This window comes from Prevotella sp. AM34-19LB (genome assembly GCF_003468525.1).
Taxonomy (GTDB): Bacteria; Bacteroidota; Bacteroidia; order Bacteroidales; family Bacteroidaceae; genus Prevotella.
In genome coordinates, this window is the sequence record NZ_QSIG01000036.1 from 1 (window position 1) to 22,631 (window position 22,631).

Sequence of the window (22,631 nt, forward strand, 5' to 3'; positions counted from 1 at the left end):
ATAAGCAAAATGGCCCTCTCCATCTTGAAAAATGACAAGGCGACCAAGGGAAGTCTCAACCTGAAAAGATTGAAGGCAGGCTGGGATGAAGAGTACCTGTCAAAACTTTTGGAGGGCAGCGCAATTTAATGCGTCTGCCCTGCGTACAACTATAACCCCTTTAGTTGTACGACCATAATATGATGATACTTCTATGATACATTGATGATACTTCTTGCCGCATTTTTCAAGAAGTGTCATTGATGTTAAGTTGTTAATCATCAGAAAGATAACTGGTATTTTGAGGGCAAAAATGAGACTATGAGACTTTTTCGCAGAAAAAACTTATGTTGATAAGATGCAGAAGATGCTTTATGAAGCCTACAAATTACGTACAGGCGAGGAGCCTGTGAGATTTAATGTCTTGTTGTAGCTGCTTTGGGTTTTATAAAACTAGGTAATGTTATATATTCGTTAGAGCAAAGAAATAAAGTGACAAACGGTGGAGGCTTATCAGTAGCCTTCACCGTTTCTTCCAGTTTATGCTTGGTAGAATCGAAAAGTTGGTGGGGTTCATCAGATGAAGGTCACCAAACCTAAATATCTTGAAAACAAAGACTTGCAAAATAGATATTGTGACATATTTCATGAATAAGAGCTGAGTTGCAAGTCGGGAAGTAATCAAATCTTATGATTTTTAACATAGATAATCACAATTATTGTTGTTTAGCCAAAGTTTCCTTCACAAAATTTGTGAATATCGAATTTAAATATTATCTTTGCAGCATCAAACTATTATAAATAATGTAGTTATGAGCAACGATAAAAAAACAATAAAGGAAATGCGGGCAAACGATATGACTCCGGCTTTTCCTACGTATCCTGGAGATGTTCTGAAGGATGAGATAGAATATCGTGGAATTTCTCAGCGACAGTTGGCTGAGGAAATGGGTATTGCCTATTCTGCTCTGAACGAAATTCTGAATGCACGTCGCCCTGTGACGGAAAAAACAGCTCTACTCTTTGAGGCTGCACTTGGAGTGAATGCTGAGCCTTTGTTGAAAATGCAGATGAGATATAATTTGCAATCTACAAAAAGTGATACTACTTTTATGGCTAGATTGGCTAAGGTAAGGAGGGTGGCAGTAGCCTTGTAAAAAAGCTGAAGTTATGAATAGTGATAATATTGATTTTGTAACATATTGCATAGGCAACTTATCTCGCAGATTGGGATTGAATGCTCGTGATGTATATCAGCGTCTAAAGACTTCTGGTATACTTACTGATTATATTATCCCAAGCTATGATGTGCTCCATACTTTTAGCAAGGAGTATCTGATGGAAGATCTTGTTGATTTCATGAAAGAGAAAGGAGTGCTAGCCCCATGAGAGTTTAAATCAACTATGTGTTCGTTCTCAGAAATTATTAGATAATTGTTTAGTATTTAAAGAAAGTATAAGATTATGACAAACAATATAATCTTGCATGATGAGGTTGGCATGCTATACTGGAGGCAAAGTTCGCTAGAATTATATCTGAAATTAGTGAGATGTATAACGTATCATTAGATGATGCGATGGATATGTTTTATAATTCAGAAACGATACAATTGATGGAGGAGGGGGTTGCCGACCTGCATTGTCGAAGCGAAAAATATTTAGCAGAGGAGGTTTGGAGAGAGAAACATTCTTAATGATTAATAGTGGAGTGTTGGAAAGAATGATGAAACTAAGTTTATTGGTTATATCGATGCTTGCTGCCATGGCATTGCCTGCCTCTTCGCAGGAGGATAGCTGCAAGACTATACACCGCATCGCACTGGATGCGGTGCCATCTACCATCTTCCATACCAACGAGTTTTTGCGTGGAGGAAATGATGAGGCCCGGACGATGAATCACGACATGACATTTACACTGAAGTATGCCTTCATGAATAAGGAGGAGGTGAGACCTGGCTCCATCTATCAGGGGGCGTATCAGGGTGTAGGCTTGGCTAGACATGAGTTTAACCAGTGGCTGGCAAATCCGATATCCGTGTATCTGTTTCAGGGGGCACCGATTGTGAACCTATCCCGCAGGGTGTCGCTCAACTATGAGTGGAATCTGGGAATGGCGTTCGGATGGAATGCCTACGACGAGCAGAACAATCCTGAAAACAAGGTGATTGGCTCAAAGGCAACGGCATATATTGATGTTGATTTGTATATGAAGTGGATGCTCTCGAAATATCTCGACCTGAATGCCGGTATTTCGCTGACTCATTTCTCTAATGGCAACACCACTTATCCTAACATGGGACTTAACACAGGCGGCATAAGATTGGGACTGGCTTATTACATCAACCGACAACCATTGGCTATGCCGAAGGTGGAGCGGGAGAAGCTGCCGGATAGGCGTGGACTTTACACGGATGTGGTATTGTATGGCGCATGGAAGCAGGGTATAGCACATGATGATGTGTCGAGCTATCTGCTGGATGGCAAGTATGCCGTGATGGGCTTCAATGTCAACCCGATGTACCGGTTGAACCCGTGGCTGAGTTTGGGTGCTTCGCTTGATGGTGTGTACGACCGTTCGGCTAGCAGGGAGAATGATCCTTGGGGCGAGGATGTGGAGCACAAGTTTAGTACTCAGGCAGCTCTGGGTCTTTCGGCTCGTGGCGAGTTTGCCATGCCTTATTTCAGCATCAACTTCGGTGCCGGAACCTATCTGCTTGGCAATCGCAATGATTTCAGGGGGGGGGTATATGAGGTGCTTGCCCTGAAGATTCATGTGAGCCGACGTGCCATGCTGCACATCGGCTACAGTCTGGTGGATTTCAAGACTCCTAACAATCTGATGCTAGGCTTGGGATGGCGCTTTGGCGGCAAATAATTCTGCCACTTTCTCCAGCCATTCCTTGTCAATGTCATCAAAGGTATTGAGGTGTTCACTGTCAATATCCAGTACGGCGATCACCTCACCGTTTCGGATAACGGGTACGACAATCTCTGAACGGGAGGCACTGCTACAGGCGATGTGACCTGGAAATTTCTCTACATCTTCTACCACGATGGTCTCCGCTTTATCCCAAGCCGTTCCGCAAACACCCTTGCCCCGTTTGATGCGGGTGCAGGCCAGCGGTCCCTGGAAAGGACCCAGCACAAGGGTTCCATCGATGACCCTGTAGAAGCCTACCCACCAAAAGCGGAAGGTGTCCATGATGCACGCTGAAATATTCGCCATATTGGCGATGATGTCGCTTTCGCCCTCTACGAGTGACTTGAGCTGAGGAAGGAGGGTAGCGTAAAGTTCCTCCTTCGTTTCTCCTTTTATAATAAGATGTTCTGCCATGATGTCTTTACTTTTCAATTTTTTCTATTATCAGTTTAGATATACTATTTCTGCAAAAGTATAATAAATAAATTGAAAAACTGTCTTTTTTATAGAAATATTTCTATCCTTTCAATCTTTTTTTGTACTTTTGCACTATCAATTAAGAGAAAGAAAAGTCTGATTTTAAATGAAGTAAGAAAATGGCTGATAAAGATATGAAATGGAAGACGCTCTCTCAGAAGTATCTGATAGAGAAGCCTTGGCTCACGGCACGAGTGGATAAGGTGGAATTGCCTACGGGTGCCATCATTGATGAATATTACGTGCTGGAATATCCTGATTGGGTAAATACCATCGCCATTACGAAGGAGGGAGAGTTCGTCTTTGTTCGCCAGTATCGCTATGCAATAGGGAAGACGGTGAATGAACTCTGCGCTGGAGTGATAGAGAAGGGCGAGGACCCGATGGATGCTGCCAAGCGAGAACTGATGGAAGAGACTGGATTCGGTGGCGGTAACTGGCAGAAGTGGATGACGATTTCGGCTAATCCGAGCACGCATACCAATCTTACCCATTGCTATCTGGCTACGGATGTGGAGCGCATGGATGTTCAGCATCTTGACCAGGCTGAGGATATCGAGGTTCGCCTCTTCTCCAGGGAAGAAGTGATGGAAATGCTGGAGAAGGGTGAAATCTGGCAGAGCCTGATGGCTGCTCCGCTCTGGAAGTATTTTGCGAAAGCAAAGTAAGCTGCAGGGTTTCATTTATAAAAGCCAAGTAAACAGCAGACAATAGACTGTAAGCAATAGATATTAAACAATAAACATTATAAAGATGGTAATAGATTTCGAAAAGATTGCTGAGGCTCACTTGGAGGGCTTCAAGGGTGGACAGGGTAAACTCGATACTCGTAACTATGTGGATGACAAGGTGAAGATTATGTATTCTACCTTGCGTCCGGGTGCATCAACTGGTCTTCATACTCATGAGGGCAACTGCGAGATTATCTATGTGGTTAGCGGCACTGCTACTTTCCATTATGATGATACCGTGGAGGAGGTTCGCCAGGGACAGGTGCATTACTGCCCGATGAACCATGCTCATTATATGGAGAACCTCACCGACCATGATCTGGTGTATCTCGCCATTGTGCCTGAGCATCATTAATATCCTTGAAGTATTAGGGGAAAACGCATCATATTCCTCAAGGAAAACAAAAAAAGAAAGTCCAACTCGGATGCCTCTCTCTCTGAAAGGCTCCAAGTTGGACTTTCGTCATTTTTATCTCTCTCTCTTTCTTTCTCTTTATATAGCTATGCTAATCTGTTTTTATCTAAAAGCCGGCTGCGGGTTAGAGTTTCTCGCAGAACTCGATTTTCTCCTTGTTTGGACCCTCGATGGTGAAGAACTTTACACCGTTCTCCCAGAATGGAAGACCATTTACCTGCTGATCCAGCATCTTGAAGATTCCGGCTTCCTTTACAACTAGAAAGAGATCGTCTATGTTCTTTACATCGATGGCGATGTGGTCGATGGCTCCATATTCCATCTTTGCCTGATGGTTCTGATAGGTCTCGATGATGAGATTGTGGAGCTGGAGGAAGGCTACTTCCTCGGTGCCGTTTACTGTGCAGAGGGCTGTCTCGAAGCCCAGGGCATGATAAAACTCAATGGTCTTGTTGATGTCGTTGGTAGGAATGCCGATGTGCTGCACGCCTGTTGTAAAATCTTTAATCTTCATAATGATTTTCTTAATGAATTTGTGTTTAGATGATTGTTATGATAAAACTTTCTGTATTTTCTTGAAGATTTAGAAGCGGATGATTTCTGCTCCAATCTGGAAATAACTCTGGTTGCTCTGCGGATTCCACATGCCCTTGGTATAAACCGGAACGGTATAGTTGCCGAGCTTGAGGTCGTGGCTGGCTTGCAGCGATACGTGAACGATGCCTGCCGTGGTTCCGAAGAAGTGGGCATCCTCGCCAGCTCTGTTAAGGGCGAAGGCTCCACCTACTCCTGCATCAACCTTCCAGCCGTCCTTCTGGTAGATAGGGTATTCCGCATAGGCGAAGGTGGAATATTTCTGCTTCGTATTGTCGCTGTTGCGGTCGCGTCCGAAGACTACCGTTGACCAGCTCAGGAGCAGTGGAAACTTCTCGTCCTGGAACCGGTAGCTCAATGTAGCATCGAGGAATCGGCCGGTGGTATGGGCTGAGTAGTTCCAGTATTCCTTATTATTATAGGTGGCATCAGGGGAGAAGTTGTAGGTGTCCCACAGGGCGAACCCCCAACCGCCAGCCTTCAGATTCAGATAATGGTTAAACTCCTTGTAGGAGCCTTCCGAGTTGCAGCCACCCCAAAGTCCCACGGTAACGTGGTCGTTGGCCATCGTATAGCTCAGGTCGGTGAGGAGGACGATGCCGTCGGAAACTTCCATGCCACGCCACAGATGATTGTTCTGCACGTTGGCTTTCAGATGGAGCTGTGCCTGGGCGTTTCCCAGGCAAGCTGCCATCATCAAAACAATAACTACAATTCTTTTCATGGTTTTACTACAAAATAAACTTTTTGAACCTAACTAAAACTTACTAAAATAAACTAATAACTTTTTGAACCTTATAAACCTTAACTAAAAATCAAAAATAATAAAACGTGCAGCTTTATATTTGTACTGCTTTTTCGCAAATATCTTTGGGCAAATGTGGCTTTACTTGGTAAATTCATCAGGCAAAACAGGCATGGCTCCATTCTGTGTACAGACGAATGCCGAAACCTTTACTGCCAATTCATGTGCCTCTCTTACGCTCTTGCCCTTTAGGATGCTTGCCACGAATGCACCTGTGAATGAATCGCCTGCACCCACCGTATCAGCCACTTCCACCTTCGGAGTCTCTATAAACGAAACTTCGCCAGGGGTGAACACATAGCTGCCGTTTACACCGCAGGTAAGAATGAGCATCTTCAGATTGTACTTGCCCAAGAGGAGCCAGCATTTATTCTCCAAGTCGATGCCCGGATAGCCGAAGATGCGGCTTACGGTGATCAGTTCCTCATCGTTGATTTTGAGGATGTTACATCGCTTGATGCTCTCGGTGATAATATCCTTATCATAGAATCCCTGACGGAGATTGATGTCGAAGATTTTGAGGATTCCTTCTCCCTTAGGCATGTGGTCGAGGAAGCGATAGATGGTGTTGCGGGAAACCTCGTTGCGCTGAGCCAGCGAACCGAAGCAGGCTGCGGTGCAATTCTTTGCCAACTTCTCCAGGGCTGGCGTGTAGGGGATGTTGTCCCAGGCTGCTCCCTCCTTGATGTCGTAGCAAGGAATGCCGTTGGCATCGAGCGAAACCTGGACGGTGCCTGTAGGGTAGGCTACCTTGTCTATCTGATAGTTGAGATGGTGATCGTTGAATTCCTTCTCCAGTTCCTTGCCCAGCTCATCATTGCCCATTGCGCTGACCGCACAGCTCTCGAGTCCGAACTGTGAAACGTGGTAAGCAAAGTTGGCAGGAGCGCCACCTAGCTTCTTTCCTTCTGGAAGCACATCGAAGAGTGCCTCACCGATACCTATCACTGATTGTTTCTTTTCCATTGTCATTTTTACTTTAAGAATGTTAGAGATGTTACTTGATTTCTGTTGCAAAGGTAGCATTTTTCAGCTACCTTCACAAAGAAAAATCATCTAAACTTTCTGCAAACGTTCCCGCAATCGTTTCCAATTTCTGCAATCGTTTGCAGTATGTTTCTTCTCTTCAATCCTTTACTTCTTCTCTCCAGGTTTCTGTTCGAAATCGATGAGAACCTTCATGCTGGTTTCGCGATGAGCATCGATAAACTTATAGGCGTCATCGTATTCCTCGAAGGCGAAGCGGTTGCTTACGAGTGGCTTGAGGTTGACGATGCCCTTGCTTACGTAATCGATGGCAGTGAGATAATCTTCGTGGCGATACATCATCGAACCGATGAGTCTCAACTCATGCTCGCCCAGATAGAACATGCTGAGGGCTGGGTCCTTGGCAAAGACTGCCACAACAACGATGTCGCTACCTTCTCGATGGTCTCCATCAGCGAACGGATGGAAACTTCTACACCAGCTACTTCGAAACCTACCTGATAGCCTTCCTCACCGAAGAGTTCCTGGGCTGCCTCCTTCAAGGTCTTCTTGGTGATGTTGAGGGTATGCTTGATGCCGCACTCGCGAGCCTTAGCCAGGCGGAGGTCGCTTACATCGGTAATGAGTACATTCTTGGCGCCACGGGCAATGCAGAACTGGGCTATGAGGTTGCCGATGGTTCCTGCCCCGCTCACTACTACATTCTTACCCTTCACATCGGTGCGGTTGCTGGCATGGGCACCAACGGCTGAAGGCTCAATCATGGCACCATAGTCTAGGCTCATGCCTTCTGGCAACTTAGCCACGCGATCGTCATCTACAACAAAGAAATCCTGTGCAGCACCATCTGCCTGGAAAGCCTGAACACGCAGGTGCTCACAAACATTATACTGTCCGCGCTTGCAAGGGTTGCACTTGCCGCAAACCAACTGTGGGCGAGCGGTGATATGGTCGCCAGGCTTGCAGACGGTAACTTCGCTGCCTACAGCCATAACCACTCCTGAGTACTCATGTCCCTGAACCACTGGGTAGAAGGTGGCTGGGTGAAGACCGTGGTAAGAGTGAATCTCGCTACCGCAGATGCCGATGCGCTTGATGTTGACGAGAACCTGATGAGCAGTTAAGTCTGCTGCCTTTGGTTCTGCTACTTCCTTGAATTCGATGTGCTTTGGTTCTACCAATATTGCCTGTCTCATAATTATAATGTTTTGAAATTGTTATTGTTATAGTTGGTGGGATAAAAGATCCCGTTTTTTTATTTCTTCTTATTTTCTTTCTTTCTTCTTATTCTCCAGATCGGTCATGATCTGCTTGTATTGCTTCTTGTTGAGCTTGTAGAAGCAGAGGCATCCTGCGGTGACGATCCACAAGACTCCCGGAATGGTGCTGAAGGCGTGGTGCATGATGTTCAATACTTCTGGATTCTGCACAGCGTTGCTTACATATCCTGCACTGCCCAGGGCAATGGCGAGAAGCGATGTGCCGAGTGCCATTCCTATCTTGTTGCCCAGCGAGATGAAGGCGTATTGGAATCCGTCGTTTCTGATGCCCGTCTTCCACTCGCCATACTCCACACAGTCGGGGATGATGGCATAGATGGCTGTATTGAAGCCTGAGAAGAAGAACCACGACAAAGCTGAGAACAGATAGAACATGATGGCGCTGCCGTTAGGGCTGAAGAAGTACAGACCTATCATCGTAATACCGGTGAGGAAAGCGAAGATGGCTGCCGTGAAACCCTTGTTGCCCGTTTTTCTGAATACCAGAGGGAAGCAGGCTGCACCTATGATGCTTGGCACAATGATGGCCATGGAATAGTAGGAGAAGAGCGTTGCCGAACCTTCTACATAAGTGAAATAGTAGAGCATGTCGGCATTGCGTCCGTAATGGATGAAACCGAAGAGCAACTGTCCTAAAAGGGCGAGCAGATAGGGCTTGTTCTTCATCACGGAGCGAAGCTGCACCTTTAGAGGGAGCTTCTGTCCCACAGGAACTTCTACCACTTCCTTGGTCTTATGGAAGCAGAACAGATGGCAGGCTGCGAAGATGATGCCGTAGAGTACAGCCACAGCCAGATAACCATATTTGTTGTCGCCTGCGCCAAACCAGCTGATGAGCGGAACGGTTACGATGTTGATTACTCCGATGGCCATCATGGCGCTCACCGAACGGCTGGTGTTGAGCTTGGCTCTCTCATCGATGTCTTGCGTCATGGCTCCGCAGAGTGTGCCGTAAGGCAGGTTCACGCAGGTATATCCCAGCACCAGGATGCAGTAGGTTACTGCCATATAGATAATCTTGGCGGTCTGGCTCCATTCCGGATGTGCCCAGAAAGTGAGTATCAGTACCAGTGCCGTGATAGGAGCTCCGAAGAGCAGCCATGGGCGGAATCGTCCCCATCGGGTGTGGGTCTTGTCGGTAAGTGTGCCGATGATTGGGTCGTTGATGGCATCCCAGAATCGGGAAACAAGCATCAGGGTTGCTACGGCACTCATGCTGATTCCGAATACATCGGTGTAGAAAATCATGAGGAAGTTGCCCACGAACATCCAACTGAAGTTGCAGCCTACATCGCCCATTCCATAGGCGAGTTTGCTGATGAAGGGAACCTTTCCCTGTGAATTGTTCTCTTGCGAGTTGCTCATTTGTGAAACATTCGCTTGCATATTGTCATCTTGCGAACTGTTTGCTTGAAATTTAGAATCTTGTTCCATATTCTTTTTCTTAGGTTTGATTGTGATACTTAATGTTGTTTATTCTTTTTTTTTGTGAAGGAATAGAGCGATTTGAGAAATCGTTTTTTCCTTTTCACGCTGCAAAGATAGAACGATTTTGCAGAAGAAACAAGAAAAAAAACGACTCTTTTTTCGCAACCGTTCCCGCAACCGTTCCCATTTTCCGCAACCGTTCCCAAAAAGATTTCTCTGTTTTTTGTTGTTGCTTTCATGGAAAATAAGTATCTTTGCGGGCGCATTTAACAAGAAAGAAAAAGAGATATGGCAAAATATGTAACCATCATGGATATTGCAAGGGAACTGGGGATTTCTAAGTCCACCGTTTCGCGTGCTCTTTCGGGAGATACGGGTAATGTGAAGGCGGAAACCTTGAAGAAGATATTGGAGACAGCAGGACGGATGGGCTATCATCGCAACGAACTGGCTGTGAACTTTCGCCAGCAGAGTACTCATAACATCGGTATCATCATCCCCGAAATCGTAACAACGTTCTATATGACCTTTATCAATGATGCTCAAGCCATCTTGCGAAAGCAGGGGTATAAGGTAATGATTGCCATTCTAACGAGAATCCTGAGCAGGAGAGAGAGAACATTCTGATGATGGAGCAGCTGCGTGTGGATGGCATCCTGATGAGTGCATGCGATAAGGAGCATAATGTGGACCTATATAATAAGGTGATAGAAAGGGGCATTCCCATCGTGTTTTTCGATAGAACGGTGGAGAAGGTAAAGGCTTCACAGGTGCACATGGACGATTACATCATGTCGTTTTTCATGGTGGAGGCTTTGTTGCGCAAGGGGTATAAGCATATTATTCATATCCCGGGACCTGCTTATATCCGAAACAGCTATGAACGATTGAGGGGTTATAGGGATGCGCTGGAAAAGTTTCATATAGAGTATCAGGCGCAAGATGTCTTGTCGCCAGCCTTGTCGGCTGAAGAGGGTAGTTGGGTGATGGAGCGTTTTCTGGAGAAGAATGTGCCTTTGATGCGGTCTTTGGCTTTACGGAGACTGCTGTGTTGGGAGCCAAGAGTGCTATCCAGAAGCGTGGCTTGCGTATTCCGGAGGATGTGGCGCTTTGCTGCATGTCGGGCACAGCCTTGGCTACCTTGGTTCATCCTCAGTTGACGGTAGTGGAGCAGCCTATTGAGAAAATGGCGCAGGAAAGTTGCCGACTGCTGCTGGAGCATATTGCCGATGGTTATAGAAGGATAGAGGAAATTGCATTGAGAGGTGAAACCGTGATAAGGGAATCTACTTAATAAAGGTATCGACTTCTGGAATCTGCATATAAGAAACTGTTTCAGAAAACAGTATAAAAGAAACGGGTGTATCATCTATATAATTGAATGATACACCCGTTTTCTATCTCGTTATCTTAAGCATTTAAACTTAATCTATCTCGTTATCTTAAGCTTCCTCTTCCTCTTCTTCATTCTCCAGCAAGTCGGTACCGAGGTGAGTGGTCTGTTCACGCTTCAAGCGGTCGCGCACTTCCTTAGGCTTGGTGGCGTAGGTAATCATTCGGATAGAATCGTTATAGCTTACGTACTTCCAGAGCCAGTTGAGCATAACCATTACCTTGTTCTTTACGCCAAGGATAGAGCGGAGGTGAACTACCAGCCACAATACCCAGGCAAAGAAGCCCTGGCTGTGGAACTTGCCAAGTTCTACCACTGCCTTGTTTCTTCCGATGGTAGCCATAGAACCCAGGTTCTTGTAGCGGAAAGGCTTGAGCTGGGAATCAGTGGCTCCCTCTGCAATCTTCTGGATATTCTTTGCCAGAAGCGCTGCCTGCTGGATAGCTACCTGAGCCAACTGTGGATGACCGCCAGGATAAGCTGGATCGGCGGTCTGGAGGCACTGGTCGCCGATGGCAAAGAGACCGTCCATGCCAGGAATGCGGTTGAATTCATCTACTACGATTCGGAAACCACGGCCCAGATGGTCGCCATCGATACCCGTGATAGGCTGTGCCTTTACACCTGATACCCAGAGGAAGGTACGGGTAGGAATCTCCTGACCATCCTTCATCATTACCTTGTGGTCCTTGTAGTCGGTTACCATCTTGCCAAACTGTACATCCACACCCATGCTGGTAAGGAATTCGTATGCTTTCTTAGAAGAGTCCTGTGACATTCCGGCGAGCAGTCTGTCGCCCGCTTCCAGGAGATAGATGTGCATCAGAGATGAGTCCATATCAGGATAATCATAAGGAATCACGTAGCGCTTCATTTCAGAGAGGGCTCCGGCTATCTCCACACCTGTAGCACCACCGCCCACAATCACTACGTTCAGCAGTTCCTGTCGCTCTGCTTCCGTGGCACAGGTCAATGCACGCTCCAGGTTACTCAGCACGGCGTTGCGCAATCCCATTGCTTCAGAAACGGTCTTCATCGGAATCGCCCATTTCTCGATGTTGGCATTGCCATAGAAATTGGTGGTGGTTCCTGCTGCGAACACCAGGTAATCGTACTCAATCTTACCGATGGAAGTCTGCAGAATCTTCTTGTCCGGGAACACGGCTCTCGCTTCTGCCATGCGGAAGTAGAAGTTCTTGCGCTTGCGGAAAATCTGGCGGAACGGGAAGGAGATGGAACTTGGATCGATACCTGCCGAGGCAATCTGATAGATAAGCGGAGGGAACTGATGGAAGTTGTTCTTGTCAATCAACACCACTTGCAGGTTTGCATTGCAGAGATCTTCTGCCAAGCGAAGACCACCGAGTCCGCCACCTACGATAACAACTCTCTTCAACTGATTTCTCTTGATATTAATACTCATAACTACTGCTGTTTGTTTGGAATTACTAAATACATATATTTGCTGAAAATTCTATTCTTAGAAGGCATATAGCCTAGTCATCGCTGAAAATTCGACTGCAAAGGTACAACTTTTTTATGAGGTGGCAAAGGAAGATGGGTAGAAATATGGGATTGAAGTTGGTTGCAATCGTTCTCATTTTATATTCTTGCAAATGATGTTGCAGAATGTAATATGCAGATAGCATTTTGGTAGTTGTTCTTGTCTTTTTCCAAGAAAAGTTTTTGATTTTGAAGGAAATGTTGTATTTTTGCATCGACAACTTCAATATTCGAACGTTTATCTTATAAAAACATAATAATGAAACATGTAACTATCAAGGATATAGCCCGTTCGCTCTGCATCTCGGTCTCCACTGTTTCCAGAGCGTTGACGGATGACAAGAACATTCGCAAGGAGACGCGCGAGATGGTGGTGGAAGAGGCAAAGCGACTCGGCTACAAGCGCAATCCGGTGGCGATGAACCTGAAGATGGGGCGTACGAACACCATTGGTGTCATCGTGCCGGAGATGCACACCCCTTATGCTTCGCAGGTGATTAACGGAATACAGGAAGTGCTCTACAAGAAGAACCAGAAGGTGATGATTGCCGAGAGCGATGAGAAGCCGGAGCGGGAGTTGGAGAACCTGAAGATGATGGAGCAGTTTATGGTGGATGGTCTGATAGTGAGCCTCTGCAGCTATCGCAAGAACTTCGAAATGTATCAGCAGTTGGCGGCAGACGGTATGGCGATTGTCTTCTACGACCGCATTCCGTATGGATTGAAAATGCCGCAGGTTGTGGTGGATGATAATGTAGATTCTTATTTCATGGTGGAGCATCTGATTCGCCTGGGCAGGAAGCGCATCGTTTATCTGCAGGGACCAGACGACATTTACAATGCCTATCAGCGAGGCTTAGGTTATCGTGAGGCGATGGAGAAATTCCATCTTTTTGATCCTTCGCTGATCGTGAAAACGGGAATGACCTTTAAGGATGGAGCTGACGCCATCGACCGCCTTATATATAATAAGGTGGAATTTGATGCCGTCTTCGCCTTTACTGATACTTTGGCGATAGGTGCGCAGAATCGGCTCCGTGCCTTGGGCAAACGAGTGCCGGAAGAGATCTTCGTGGCTGGTTTTTCGGGCACGGAACTATCTACCATCGTTTCTCCGCAGATTACTACCATGGAGCCTCCGCTGGAGGAGATGGGCAGAAAGGCGGCAGAACTGGTGATGGAGAAAATCAACAATCCGGAGATGGAGGACAGGCAGGTGGTGCTGAAGACCACGATGCAATGTAGGGAATCTACTGGAGAATAATATTTAAAACGTTTGCAGAAATTGGGAACGTTTGCGGGAACGTTTGCAAGTTTTTTTCGAAAAAAATATCTTTTTATCTCGAAAAAACGAACTATCTTTGCCATCGAAAACGAGAGATAGGCTTGCTGGAAAGACACTTCCAGGTGGCTTGCTTTCGGAAAGAGTAAACAATTAAATAATAACAGCTAACAATAAAAAATTATGGCAAATTTAGTAAATGCAAACGCAGCAAATGCAACTCAAGTAGTGAAAGGTTATGCTTATAACCGCAGTTTGGTAAAGGCAGGTATTCTGCACTTCGGAGTAGGTAACTTCCATCGTGCTCACCTGGAGTTTATGACCAATATGCTCCTCGAGAACAATACCCAGCAGAACTGGGGTATATGTGGAGCAATGATTCTCCCGGGTGATGAGCGCCTCTACCACGCCTTGAAGAAGCAGGACGGCGAATACACCCTTACCGTATGTGGACGCGACGACAGCATCCAGGTTTATCAGTTGGGTGCGCTCGTTGAACTCTATTGGGGTATTGAGGAGCAGGAGCAGATTCTGAACAAGATTGCGTCTAAGGATATTAAGATCATCACCCTCACTATCACCGAAGGCGGATACAACATCTCTCGTCAGAGTGGCGAATTCATGCTCGACAATGCGCAGGTGGCTCACGATATCCAGAATCCAGCCAAGCCGGTTACTGCCTTTGGATATGTTGCCGAGGGATTGCGTCGCCGCAAGGCTGCTGGCAATGGTCCTGTCACCATCCTTTCCTGCGATAATCTGCAGCACAATGGCAATACAGCCCGCAAGGCATTCATGACTTTCGTGGGAGCTCAGGACAAGGAGCTTGCTGCCTGGATGGAGGAGAACGTTACCTTCCCTAACTCAATGGTTGACCGTATTACTCCTGCTACCCGTCCTGATGACATCGAGCGACTGAATGCTCAGAACGGCACTTGCGATGAGGCTCCTGTTTATTGCGAGGACTTCATCCAGTGGGTAGTAGAGGATAACTTTGCGGCCGGTCGCCCTGCTTGGGAAACCGTGGGTGCTCAGATGACTGACGATGTGACTGCCTCGAGAATATGAAGCTTTCTCTCTTGAATGCTTCTCATACATTGCTCTCTTATCCATCTTTCCTCGGCGGTTACCGCAAGGTAGATGCAGCTATGCACGATGAGAGAATCCGTAAGTTTGTACGTGCCTTCATGGACGAAGACATCACTCCTTACGTGCCAGCTCCACAGGATACTGATCTCGAGGCATACAAGCAGTGCCTGGTAGAGCGCTTCGGCAATCGCATGGTCAGCGACCAGGTGGCTCGTCTCTGCTTCGATGGTGCCAGCAAGTTCCCTGTTTATGTGATGCCGAACCTGGAGAAGATGATTGCTGATGATGCTTCAGGCAAGCGTCAGGATGTGGAGTTCAAGCGTGTGGCTTACCTCTTTGCTGCTTACCGTCATTATCTGAAGTATCAGGTAGATGACAATGGTGATGCATTCGAAGTGGCTGATCCATGGCTTACCGTTGATGACCATAAAGCCATCGACAGCGATGATGCGCTCGAATTTCTTGGCATTTCAGCCTTTACAAGCACCAATCTCAAGGCAGCTTCTCATTTCGTAGAGCTTTACCTGAAGATGGTGGAAGACATCAAGGCAAAGGGTGCCATGAAGGTTTTGGAAGAAGAAATCTTGTAATTTATGAAACAATCGATAACGCTCAGGAGTGCAGGACCCTTCCTGCTCCTGACATTCATCTATTTTATAGTGGGCTTCCTTACTACCGTCAACGGTCAGTGTCAGGGCCCCTTGAAGATAGCCTTCCTCTCGGAGGTTACCACTACCAAGAACTCCCTGGCTACGCTTATCTCCTTCGCCTTCTTCCTGGGCTATCTGCTTAATAGTGCGAAGACGGGACGCTTGCTCAACAAGGTGGGCTATAAGAAGACGCTCATCCGTTCGATGCTGGTCATGGTGCTGGGACTTGCCTTCTATCTTGCTTCGGCGCTGATTGCTGAATATTGGGGTGGGGCAGGTGTACATATTTCTCAGGATTTCGTACCATTCGGATATTTCATTTTCCTTTTCGGTTCCTATCTGATGGGTACGTCTGCGGCAATGCTTCAGGTGGTTATCAATCCATACATAGCTGCCTATCCTTTGCCGGGCACTCAACCGGTGCAGCGCATGAACTTCACTTGTGCGGTGAATTCATTCGGTACTACCATCGCTCCTTTCTTCGTAACGGGCGTGATGTTTGCCGGCGTTTCCCTGGATAGTGTTTCTGCCGATCAGCTCACCATTCCTTTTCTGGTGATGATGCTCATCATTGCCTTTACAACATGGAGCACTTCCAAGGCGAATCTTCCTGATATCGAGGGTACGAGAGAGGAAACTCAAGATGTGGAATCTGAAGGAAAGACAACTCCTTCTGATGATTCCAGGAATGCGAAGAAACGCAGCATCTGGTCGTTCCGCCATTTGAAATATGGTGTGATAACCATCTTCTTCTATGTGGGAACCGAGGTGGGAATCGGCAACAATATGAATCTTCATGCGATGGATTTGATGGGGCATGGTTACGATCTTTCTCCAGCCCTTCTTGCCACACTCTATTGGGGAGGATTCATGATAGGTAGAATGGTTTCTGCTGGTTTGAAGAACGTGGCACCTCGTCCTATGCTCATCGCCGTTACGGTGGCGGCAATCGTATTGATGGCCATTTCCATGCTTACCGAAAATCTCTGGCTGATGGCAGTTGTGGGATTGTTCCATAGTGTCATGTGGAGTTGCATCTTCACCTTGGCAGTGGATGGCTTGAAGGAATATACTTCCAAGGCTTCGGGTGTGTTTATGATGGGAGTTTTCGGTGGTGCCGTCTTCCCTGTGCTTCAGGGATTGCTTGCTGATTATATCGGTTCATGGCAGTTCACCTGGCTCGTTCCTCTCTTCTGTGAGTTCGTCATCCTCTGGTATGGACTTGTGGGTTATAAGAAGCAGGAAGTATAAAAGACATTAGTAAGACATAAATTAAGAAGAATATAAAAAACTCGGGATGTTTCCTTTTTCGAAGCATTCCGAGTTTTTTTATTTTTAAGAGTTATTCTGCAATTTGATGATTCATTCTGCAATTTGATGAATCACATAGGTAACTACGCCCCAAATCATGAATCGGTTGGTCTCATCTACCCGGATTGGGGAGAAGTTTTTGTTCCATGGGATGAGCCATCCGAAGGCTCCGCTCTCATCCATCTTGAATTGCTTGATGGTGAATTCGCCATCCACGAAGGCGATGACGAAGTTGCCGTTGGATGGCTCTATCTGCCTGTCTACGATGGCTAGGTCGCCGTCGAGAATGCCTGCATCCTGCATGCTGTCGCCCGAAACACGTACATAGAAGGTGGCCTCACGATGGCGAACCAGAATATCGTTGAGGTCTATCTCTCCCTCCATATAGTCTTGTGCCGGCGAAGGGAAGCCTGCCTTTACGCTTTGTTCTGCCAGCGGAATCGGCATCTTCTCTCCAAATTCCGCAGGGTGAAATGTCAGCTTTATCTTATTATCGTTATTCTTATTCATTTTCTTAGTTTATGGAGCCCATTTTTTGAAAGGGGCTAATTTTGTATCTCATTGGGTTTTCACCTTCAGTATTTCGTTGATGTTCGTAGTGAATCGCTTTGACATGTATTCCCGTTTCAAGTCGAATCGGCAATCGGTGCCTTGTATGGCTTGCCTTATCGTGCCATAGCCGTTCTTGCGGTTGATGGCATCGATGGCTTCCATCAGCGCCTTCTGCCTGGTGCGGTCGATAGGGTCGAAGAGATCCTGCTGGCGAGGATTGTCGGGGGAGATTTGCCACAGGATGACGCCAGCTTTTTTGAAATGGAATGCCAAGTCTGTACGATCAGGCCGTCCGTCGGCTATCGGTTTGGGATATCTAGCTCGAAGGATGGCAAGTGCAGCGCCCACAATCTCATCCTGCGCATTGGTGGCGATGGGTAGGGTGAGGGAGTCGTGAATGGTATATTCGGGTACGTACTCATTGAATCTTGAGGTCCATGCAAATACCGTAATGCCCTGGCATACGCTACCTTGTCTTCTTAATTTCTCAGTACAGCGCACGGCGAAATTGGCCACGGCTTCTTCTACCACATTCTTATCGCTGATGCCCTCATCGGCAAAGCTCCGGCTGGTGCAGATGCTCTTCTTCTGGGGCAATTCCTCGATGCTGATGCAGCTCTCGCCATTCAGTTCCTTCCAGGTTCTCACGGTGGTGATGTTGAAATGGCTGCGCACCCAACTCTCTTTCTTATCGGCAAACTGGGCAGCTGTGCGAATGCCCATATAATCGAGCTTTTTGGAAATCTGTCGTCCGATACCCCATATATCTTCTATAGGGAACAGCGACAAGGCCTTGTGTCTCCGTTCATCGGTATCAATGAGGCAGCAGCCCTGGTAACCCTTGTATTTCTTGGCGAACTTAGAACCGATTTTCGCCAAGGTTTTCGTTTCTGCGATTCCGATGGAGATAGGGATTCCCACGGCTTGGAGCACATCGGCAGAAATCCTGGTGCCGTATTGTTGGAGGAGGGAACCATCTGTGACGGAAGAAAGGTTTTCCACATCGAAAAAGCATTCGTCTATGGAGTACTGGTCGATGTGTGGTGAGTAGTGCGAGAGCATCGACATTACCCTGTTGGAGAGTGAGCCATAGAGCGTGTAGTTGCTGGAGAAGATAGCCACGCCTTCAGCCTCCAGTTTTTCCTTTACCTGATAGAACGGGTCGCCCATCTTATAGCCCAGCGCCTTGGCTTCTTCAGAGCGCGCGATGACGCACCCGTCGTTGTTGCTCAGAACAACCACGGGTTTCCCTATCAGGTCGGGGCGAAACACTCGTTCGCACGAACAGTAGAAGTTATTGCAGTCGGCTAATCCTATCATTCCTTATTTATTCTTTTCGTGTTGCAAAAATACAAAAAATATTCGAAACTCTAGTCTCTATCCCAGATATATTTTTTTCTATGTTTTTTTAGAGAAAAACTTTGTTATTCCGCGATTTATGCTTACCTTTGCACCCGCAATTGGTTCGCAGTCGCCACGTGCCGCTATAGGAATGGGGGTGGACTGCGATTAAAAGGGAATCGGGTGAGAAGCCCGGACAGTCCCGCTGCTGTAAACATCTTCTTCCGAAATGAGGGGCACGAATGCCACCGGGGAAGAACAGGCAAGCATCTAAAAGGTCACTGACATTTTTTCGGGAAGACCGCTTGTCTGATGGATGTAAGTCAGAAGACCTGCCGTTGCCGTCCTTTCTTATCACTGCGCCCTGCAGCTGATAGGAAGATGATTTCATCCAACCCCGTGGGATGGGTTCGTGATGAAGAAAATAGAAACAACAGAATGAAGAAAAAGAAAAAAATAACGCATGTTGCCCTGATAGGCGCCATGTGGATGAGCGGTTTTTCTACCCTCCAGGCTCAGCATCTTGAACCGGTTCGGGCAGGAATGCAGGCTCCGGTAAGCGATTCCCTTCGTACTCGCACGCAGCATCTGGATGATGTGGAGGTGAGAGCGAAGAAGCCCCGTAGTGCCCTTTCGAGCGTGACTCCTGTACAGACCATCACCAGTTCTGAACTTCAGTTGCTGGGCATTACCTCAGTGGGAGATGCTGCCAAACGAATGGCTGGTGTGCAGGTGCGTGACTATGGTGGAATCGGTGGACTGCAGACGGTGAGTGTGAGAAGTCTGGGCGCCTGCCATACGGCGGTGAGCTACGATGGAATCGTGGTGAGCAATATGCAGGCAGGACAGATTGACGTGTCGAGATATTCGCTTTCCAATATCCGCCAGCTCTCGGTGGCAATCGGGCAGGGTAGTGACCTGATGCAGTCGGCTCGGCATTATGCTTCGGCTGGAATCCTGAGCATCGAAAGCCGTGGGATAGACTGGACTTCTCCGCAGCCCTGGCAGCTGAAAGTGAACGCCAAGACAGGTTCCTGGGGCTTGTTCACGCCTTCCCTTCAATATAGCCAGCGGCTCAGCAGTCAGACAGCTCTTACTTTCGACGCCAATATGGTGAGGGCAGATGGAGTCTATCCTTTCACGATTCAGAACGGAAGATACAAGGAGCACCACAAGCGCTATAATTCTGATATTCTGTCGGGGCAGGGAGAGGTGAATCTCTTCCATCGTTGGGATAAAAACGAACTTTCTGCCAAGGTGTCCTATTACAATTCCAAACGTGGATTGCCGGGAGTGGTGATTCTCTACAATTCTGATGCTGAAGAGCGGATGTGGGATGAGAGCTGCTTCGCCCAGATGGTTTGGAAATCGCAGCTGGCTCCCCGTCTTGCGCTGAACGCAAGGTTGAAATACGCTCATACGTGGTCGAAATATGAAGATTACAATGTGAAATATCAGGGCGGAAAACTGACGGATATTGCCCGGCAGAATGAGTATTATGCTTCTGCCACGATAGGTTATAATCTGGGTTGGGGGTGGACAACGGCACTTGCCGAAGATTTCTCCATCGGCGATCTTCGCACCAATGTTGTTTCACAGCCTAATCCTACCCGCTACTCATCGCAGACCGCCTGGTCGCTGAGATGGAAATGGCAGAGATGGCAGGTGGATGGGAATCTTGTAGGAACCTACATTTCCGAAAAAGCTTCGAAAGAGGATAAAGGTTCTTCCGACTCATCCTCATCTTCCGGTTCTTCCGGCTCATCCTCTTCAGTAAATGCCCGGATTCCTGCCGACCGAAAGCGGATTTCGCCAAGCATCGCCATGAACTATCGTCTGCTTGCCGATGAAACGCTCTATCTCAGGGCGATGATGAAGAGCACCTATCGCGTGCCGACTTTCACGGATATGTATTACCTGCACATCGGCAATACGAATCTCAAACCTGAGAATGCTACGGAATGGAACCTCGGTGTAACTTGGGCGCATCAGTTAGAGGGAAATCGCTGCGGAATCCGACTCGTGGAATCAGTCTGCAAGCCACTCTTGACACCTATTATAATAAGGTGACGGATAAGATTGTGGCTTTCCCGACTACCTATGTATGGAAGATGGTGAATTTCGGACGAGTGGAAATCAAGGGCGTAGATGCTACGGTTTCGCTCGGTGTTCCGATGGGACGGAAGATGGCTTTGGATGTGGATGCTTCCTACACCTATCAGTATGCGGTGGATAAGACGGACAGCAAGAAGGGCTATTACCGCCATCAGTTACCTTATACGCCTCGCCATTCGGGCAATGTTTCTGCCGTATGGCGCAATCCCTGGGTGTCTGTGGGATGGCAGATGCAGGCTGTGGGCGAGCGATGGAGCATGATACAGTGCACGGATGAATATCGGATGAAAGCGTATCAGGAGCATACTTTCACCTTATCGAGAGAGTTTTCGCTCGGAAAGAGAAAGAGGAATGCTGAGTCGGGCAGTGACCTGAAACTCAGTTTCTCCCTGCTCAATGCCTTCAACAAGCAATATGAGGTAATTAAGTATTATCCGATGCCGGGCAGGAGTTGGCAAGCCACAGCTTCGCTTACCTTATAGAAAGCCGGATGGTTGGAAAACGGAATAGAAATCTGAATAGAAAACTGAAAGTGAGAAAAAATAATATTCAATATAACAAATAGAGAATGAAAATGAAAAAAATGAAATTGAGAAGTTTGTTTATGGCAATCATCTGCGGATTGATGATTGCTGCTGGTTTTACATCATGTAGTGATGATGAGGAGGATAATTCATGGAAGGAGGGATCTAAGGTAGATCTTCCTCAGTATCGTGCCTTCGTTCTGTCAGAGGGTAGCTATGGTAAGAACAATAGCCATCTCTTCTTTGTGGATCCTCAGACTGATCAGCCTTTTGAGAAGGATATCTATTTGACTCAGAATGGTAAGGGATTGGGTGATACTGCCAATGATATGATTGAGGAAGATGGCAACATCTACGTGGTAGTAAATGTTTCCAAGAAACTCCTGAAGCTGAATGGTTCTGGTGTTCAGCAGGCAGAGTACAGCTTTGATGAGAAGTTGGGTGAGCCTCGCTACATCTGCGAAGAGGATGGTAAGCTCTATGTTTCCAGCTATGGTGGCTATGTAAGCCGTTTCGATGCAAAGACCTTGGCTTTGGAGGCTTCTGTAAAGGTAGATGCTAACCCAGAGGAGCTTGTTGAGGAAGATGATGTAATCTACGTAGTATGTTCTGGTTATGGCTCTGGCAAGACTCTCTGCACCATCAATACCAAGACTTTCGATAAGGCTGAGTCTATTGAAATCGTCAACAATCCTCAGCGTATCGTAGAGAGCGATGATCATATCTACGTTCTTGCTGGCAGCCCATCTTATAATCCTGCCAACTACGATTATTCTACAGCTGTCTATACTTACAATCCTCAGACTAAGAAGTGCGATTATATTGCCAACGCTACCAAGATGATGGCTTATGATGGCAACCTCTACTTCACCAATTCTACATCACCTAATTGGGTGACTTACACCACTACCTACAACATCTACGATGCTAAGAGCAAGCAGGTTTCTACCTGGAATCTGAAGAATATCCCAGCTGAGGTAGCTGGTAACACTGTATATATGATTGAGCGCAATCCATACGATGGCAGTTTCTATCTCGCATATACAGACTATGCTAGCAACAGCACCATCTGTCACTTTACTGCTGCAGGTGAGTACAAGAGTAAATTCGATGCAGGTGGCATTAATGCAACTCAATGTTGTTCTTGAGATAATCAGCTTGCTGAAGAATGAAATCCTATGAAAAGTAGGAAATTCCAGAAAATCATAGGAGGATAAGAAGGAAAATCCCCGAAAGGCTTGGGCTTTTCGGGGAT

The 22,631-nt window shown here is 46.9% G+C and carries 25 protein-coding genes and 1 riboswitch; of the genes, 15 read left to right on the plus strand and 10 right to left on the minus strand.

Annotation, left to right across the window (positions count from 1 at the left end; genetic code table 11):
- Positions 1-821: 821 nt before the first annotated feature.
- The 3 genes from DW830_RS11065 to DW830_RS11080 all read left to right on the plus strand — a co-directional run bounded on the left by DW830_RS11065 (position 822) and on the right by DW830_RS11080 (position 2,854).
- Positions 822-1,136, plus strand: coding sequence for a HigA family addiction module antitoxin (locus DW830_RS11065; RefSeq protein WP_233544490.1), 315 nt, complete (start codon positions 822-824; stop codon positions 1,134-1,136).
- Between the two features lie 13 nt (positions 1,137-1,149).
- Positions 1,150-1,368 (plus strand): DUF3791 domain-containing protein, encoded by a 219-nt coding sequence (locus DW830_RS11070; protein WP_117663475.1) that lies wholly within the window; start codon positions 1,150-1,152, stop codon positions 1,366-1,368.
- 331 nt (positions 1,369-1,699) lie between these two features.
- Positions 1,700-2,854, plus strand: coding sequence for an acyloxyacyl hydrolase (locus tag DW830_RS11080; protein ID WP_158573483.1), 1,155 nt, complete (start codon positions 1,700-1,702; stop codon positions 2,852-2,854).
- Here DW830_RS11080 and DW830_RS11085 read toward each other — a convergent pair.
- Entirely contained in the window at positions 2,822-3,313 is a 492-nt protein-coding gene (locus tag DW830_RS11085) for a GAF domain-containing protein (protein WP_119249943.1), read from the minus strand. The genes DW830_RS11080 and DW830_RS11085 overlap by 33 nt on opposite strands.
- A gap of 182 nt (positions 3,314-3,495) precedes the next feature.
- Between DW830_RS11085 and DW830_RS11090 the strand changes: the two genes are divergently transcribed.
- Entirely contained in the window at positions 3,496-4,044 is a 549-nt protein-coding gene (locus DW830_RS11090; protein ID WP_119249944.1) for an NUDIX hydrolase, read from the plus strand.
- Positions 4,045-4,129: 85 nt separating this feature from the next.
- Positions 4,130-4,462 carry a cupin domain-containing protein gene (locus tag DW830_RS11095; RefSeq protein WP_022122055.1) on the plus strand — a complete coding sequence of 111 codons (333 nt, stop codon included), beginning with the start codon at positions 4,130-4,132 and terminating at the stop codon, positions 4,460-4,462.
- A 184-nt stretch (positions 4,463-4,646) separates the two neighbouring features.
- Here DW830_RS11095 and DW830_RS11100 read toward each other — a convergent pair whose 3' ends face one another.
- The 6 genes from DW830_RS11100 to DW830_RS11120 form a co-directional block, all read right to left on the minus strand.
- A complete protein-coding gene (locus DW830_RS11100) occupies positions 4,647-5,036 on the minus strand; it encodes a VOC family protein (protein ID WP_119249945.1) in 390 nt (129 codons plus the stop codon).
- Between the two features lie 69 nt (positions 5,037-5,105).
- Positions 5,106-5,840: a hypothetical protein gene (locus DW830_RS11105; RefSeq protein ID WP_119249946.1), complete on the minus strand. Its 735-nt coding sequence runs from the start codon at positions 5,838-5,840 to the stop codon at positions 5,106-5,108.
- A gap of 162 nt (positions 5,841-6,002) precedes the next feature.
- Positions 6,003-6,887, minus strand: coding sequence for a carbohydrate kinase family protein (locus tag DW830_RS11110; RefSeq protein ID WP_119249964.1), 885 nt, complete (start codon positions 6,885-6,887; stop codon positions 6,003-6,005).
- Between the two features lie 168 nt (positions 6,888-7,055).
- Positions 7,056-7,325, minus strand: a complete 270-nt coding sequence (locus DW830_RS17375) for a hypothetical protein (RefSeq protein WP_233544491.1) — start codon at positions 7,323-7,325, stop codon at positions 7,056-7,058.
- Positions 7,265-8,104 (minus strand): alcohol dehydrogenase catalytic domain-containing protein, encoded by an 840-nt coding sequence (locus DW830_RS11115; protein ID WP_233544492.1) that lies wholly within the window; start codon positions 8,102-8,104, stop codon positions 7,265-7,267. The genes DW830_RS17375 and DW830_RS11115 overlap by 61 nt, the downstream gene beginning before the upstream one ends.
- Positions 8,105-8,173: 69 nt before the next feature.
- Entirely contained in the window at positions 8,174-9,622 is a 1,449-nt protein-coding gene (locus DW830_RS11120) for an MFS transporter (protein WP_233544493.1), read from the minus strand.
- Positions 9,623-9,904: 282 nt separating this feature from the next.
- Between DW830_RS11120 and DW830_RS11125 the strand changes: the two genes are divergently transcribed.
- Genes DW830_RS11125 through DW830_RS11135 form a run of 3 tightly spaced genes read left to right on the plus strand, consistent with a single transcriptional unit; the run spans position 9,905 to position 10,910 of the window.
- The gene (locus DW830_RS11125; protein WP_119249948.1) at positions 9,905-10,243 is read left to right on the plus strand and encodes a LacI family DNA-binding transcriptional regulator; all 339 of its coding nucleotides are present in this window, start codon (positions 9,905-9,907) and stop codon (positions 10,241-10,243) included.
- Positions 10,243-10,776, plus strand: a complete 534-nt coding sequence (locus DW830_RS11130; RefSeq protein ID WP_119249949.1) for a substrate-binding domain-containing protein — start codon at positions 10,243-10,245, stop codon at positions 10,774-10,776. Before DW830_RS11125 ends, DW830_RS11130 begins: the two co-directional genes overlap by 1 nt.
- Positions 10,665-10,910: a substrate-binding domain-containing protein gene (locus tag DW830_RS11135; protein ID WP_233544494.1), complete on the plus strand. Its 246-nt coding sequence runs from the start codon at positions 10,665-10,667 to the stop codon at positions 10,908-10,910. Before DW830_RS11130 ends, DW830_RS11135 begins: the two co-directional genes overlap by 112 nt.
- A 148-nt stretch (positions 10,911-11,058) precedes the next feature.
- Here DW830_RS11135 and DW830_RS11140 read toward each other — a convergent pair whose 3' ends face one another.
- Positions 11,059-12,432, minus strand: a complete 1,374-nt coding sequence (locus DW830_RS11140; protein ID WP_119249951.1) for an NAD(P)/FAD-dependent oxidoreductase — start codon at positions 12,430-12,432, stop codon at positions 11,059-11,061.
- A 339-nt stretch (positions 12,433-12,771) separates the two neighbouring features.
- Between DW830_RS11140 and DW830_RS11150 the strand changes: the two genes are divergently transcribed.
- The 4 genes from DW830_RS11150 to DW830_RS11160 all read left to right on the plus strand — a co-directional run bounded on the left by DW830_RS11150 (position 12,772) and on the right by DW830_RS11160 (position 16,784).
- Positions 12,772-13,776 (plus strand): LacI family DNA-binding transcriptional regulator, encoded by a 1,005-nt coding sequence (locus DW830_RS11150; RefSeq protein ID WP_119249953.1) that lies wholly within the window; start codon positions 12,772-12,774, stop codon positions 13,774-13,776.
- 201 nt (positions 13,777-13,977) lie between these two features.
- Positions 13,978-14,862, plus strand: coding sequence for a mannitol dehydrogenase family protein (locus tag DW830_RS16935; protein ID WP_255415629.1), 885 nt, complete (start codon positions 13,978-13,980; stop codon positions 14,860-14,862).
- Entirely contained in the window at positions 14,859-15,473 is a 615-nt protein-coding gene (locus DW830_RS16940; protein ID WP_255415630.1) for a hypothetical protein, read from the plus strand. The genes DW830_RS16935 and DW830_RS16940 overlap by 4 nt, the downstream gene beginning before the upstream one ends.
- A gap of 3 nt (positions 15,474-15,476) precedes the next feature.
- Positions 15,477-16,784 carry an MFS transporter gene (locus DW830_RS11160; RefSeq protein ID WP_119249954.1) on the plus strand — a complete coding sequence of 436 codons (1,308 nt, stop codon included), beginning with the start codon at positions 15,477-15,479 and terminating at the stop codon, positions 16,782-16,784.
- 111 nt (positions 16,785-16,895) lie between these two features.
- Here the strand turns inward: DW830_RS11160 and DW830_RS11165 are convergent, their stop codons facing one another.
- Positions 16,896-17,354: a LexA family protein gene (locus DW830_RS11165; protein ID WP_199656126.1), complete on the minus strand. Its 459-nt coding sequence runs from the start codon at positions 17,352-17,354 to the stop codon at positions 16,896-16,898.
- Positions 17,355-17,402: 48 nt separating this feature from the next.
- Positions 17,403-18,716, minus strand: a complete 1,314-nt coding sequence (locus DW830_RS11170; protein ID WP_119249955.1) for a Y-family DNA polymerase — start codon at positions 18,714-18,716, stop codon at positions 17,403-17,405.
- A gap of 124 nt (positions 18,717-18,840) precedes the next feature.
- Positions 18,841-19,092, plus strand: a riboswitch (cobalamin riboswitch).
- Between DW830_RS11170 and DW830_RS11175 the strand changes: the two genes are divergently transcribed.
- The 3 genes from DW830_RS11175 (at position 19,050) to DW830_RS11185 (ending at position 22,524) form a co-directional block, all read left to right on the plus strand.
- Positions 19,050-20,807 (plus strand): TonB-dependent receptor domain-containing protein, encoded by a 1,758-nt coding sequence (locus tag DW830_RS11175; protein WP_158573485.1) that lies wholly within the window; start codon positions 19,050-19,052, stop codon positions 20,805-20,807. It overlaps the preceding riboswitch by 43 nt.
- Positions 20,804-21,334: a TonB-dependent receptor domain-containing protein gene (locus DW830_RS16945; protein ID WP_158573486.1), complete on the plus strand. Its 531-nt coding sequence runs from the start codon at positions 20,804-20,806 to the stop codon at positions 21,332-21,334. Before DW830_RS11175 ends, DW830_RS16945 begins: the two co-directional genes overlap by 4 nt.
- 92 nt (positions 21,335-21,426) lie before the next feature.
- On the plus strand, positions 21,427-22,524 hold the full coding sequence (locus DW830_RS11185) for a YncE family protein (protein WP_147487257.1): 1,098 nt from the start codon (positions 21,427-21,429) through the stop codon (positions 22,522-22,524).
- The last annotated feature ends 107 nt before the right edge of the window (positions 22,525-22,631 follow it).

Coding starts and splice junctions, on each gene's coding strand:
- DW830_RS11065 (WP_233544490.1), top strand. CDS start 822: ATGCGGGCAAACGATATGACTCCGGCTTTTCCTACGTATCCTGGAGAT.
- DW830_RS11070 (WP_117663475.1), top strand. CDS start 1,150: ATGAATAGTGATAATATTGATTTTGTAACATATTGCATAGGCAACTTA.
- DW830_RS11080 (WP_158573483.1), top strand. CDS start 1,700: ATGATGAAACTAAGTTTATTGGTTATATCGATGCTTGCTGCCATGGCA.
- DW830_RS11085 (WP_119249943.1), bottom strand. CDS start 3,313: ATGGCAGAACATCTTATTATAAAAGGAGAAACGAAGGAGGAACTTTAC.
- DW830_RS11090 (WP_119249944.1), top strand. CDS start 3,496: ATGGCTGATAAAGATATGAAATGGAAGACGCTCTCTCAGAAGTATCTG.
- DW830_RS11095 (WP_022122055.1), top strand. CDS start 4,130: ATGGTAATAGATTTCGAAAAGATTGCTGAGGCTCACTTGGAGGGCTTC.
- DW830_RS11100 (WP_119249945.1), bottom strand. CDS start 5,036: ATGAAGATTAAAGATTTTACAACAGGCGTGCAGCACATCGGCATTCCT.
- DW830_RS11105 (WP_119249946.1), bottom strand. CDS start 5,840: ATGAAAAGAATTGTAGTTATTGTTTTGATGATGGCAGCTTGCCTGGGA.
- DW830_RS11110 (WP_119249964.1), bottom strand. CDS start 6,887: ATGGAAAAGAAACAATCAGTGATAGGTATCGGTGAGGCACTCTTCGAT.
- DW830_RS11115 (WP_233544492.1), bottom strand. CDS start 8,104: ATGAGACAGGCAATATTGGTAGAACCAAAGCACATCGAATTCAAGGAA.
- DW830_RS11120 (WP_233544493.1), bottom strand. CDS start 9,622: ATGGAACAAGATTCTAAATTTCAAGCAAACAGTTCGCAAGATGACAAT.
- DW830_RS11125 (WP_119249948.1), top strand. CDS start 9,905: ATGGCAAAATATGTAACCATCATGGATATTGCAAGGGAACTGGGGATT.
- DW830_RS11130 (WP_119249949.1), top strand. CDS start 10,243: ATGATGGAGCAGCTGCGTGTGGATGGCATCCTGATGAGTGCATGCGAT.
- DW830_RS11140 (WP_119249951.1), bottom strand. CDS start 12,432: ATGAGTATTAATATCAAGAGAAATCAGTTGAAGAGAGTTGTTATCGTA.
- DW830_RS11150 (WP_119249953.1), top strand. CDS start 12,772: ATGAAACATGTAACTATCAAGGATATAGCCCGTTCGCTCTGCATCTCG.
- DW830_RS16935 (WP_255415629.1), top strand. CDS start 13,978: ATGGCAAATTTAGTAAATGCAAACGCAGCAAATGCAACTCAAGTAGTG.
- DW830_RS16940 (WP_255415630.1), top strand. CDS start 14,859: ATGAAGCTTTCTCTCTTGAATGCTTCTCATACATTGCTCTCTTATCCA.
- DW830_RS11160 (WP_119249954.1), top strand. CDS start 15,477: ATGAAACAATCGATAACGCTCAGGAGTGCAGGACCCTTCCTGCTCCTG.
- DW830_RS11165 (WP_199656126.1), bottom strand. CDS start 17,354: ATGAATAAGAATAACGATAATAAGATAAAGCTGACATTTCACCCTGCG.
- DW830_RS11170 (WP_119249955.1), bottom strand. CDS start 18,716: ATGATAGGATTAGCCGACTGCAATAACTTCTACTGTTCGTGCGAACGA.
- DW830_RS11175 (WP_158573485.1), top strand. CDS start 19,050: ATGGATGTAAGTCAGAAGACCTGCCGTTGCCGTCCTTTCTTATCACTG.
- DW830_RS11185 (WP_147487257.1), top strand. CDS start 21,427: ATGAAAAAAATGAAATTGAGAAGTTTGTTTATGGCAATCATCTGCGGA.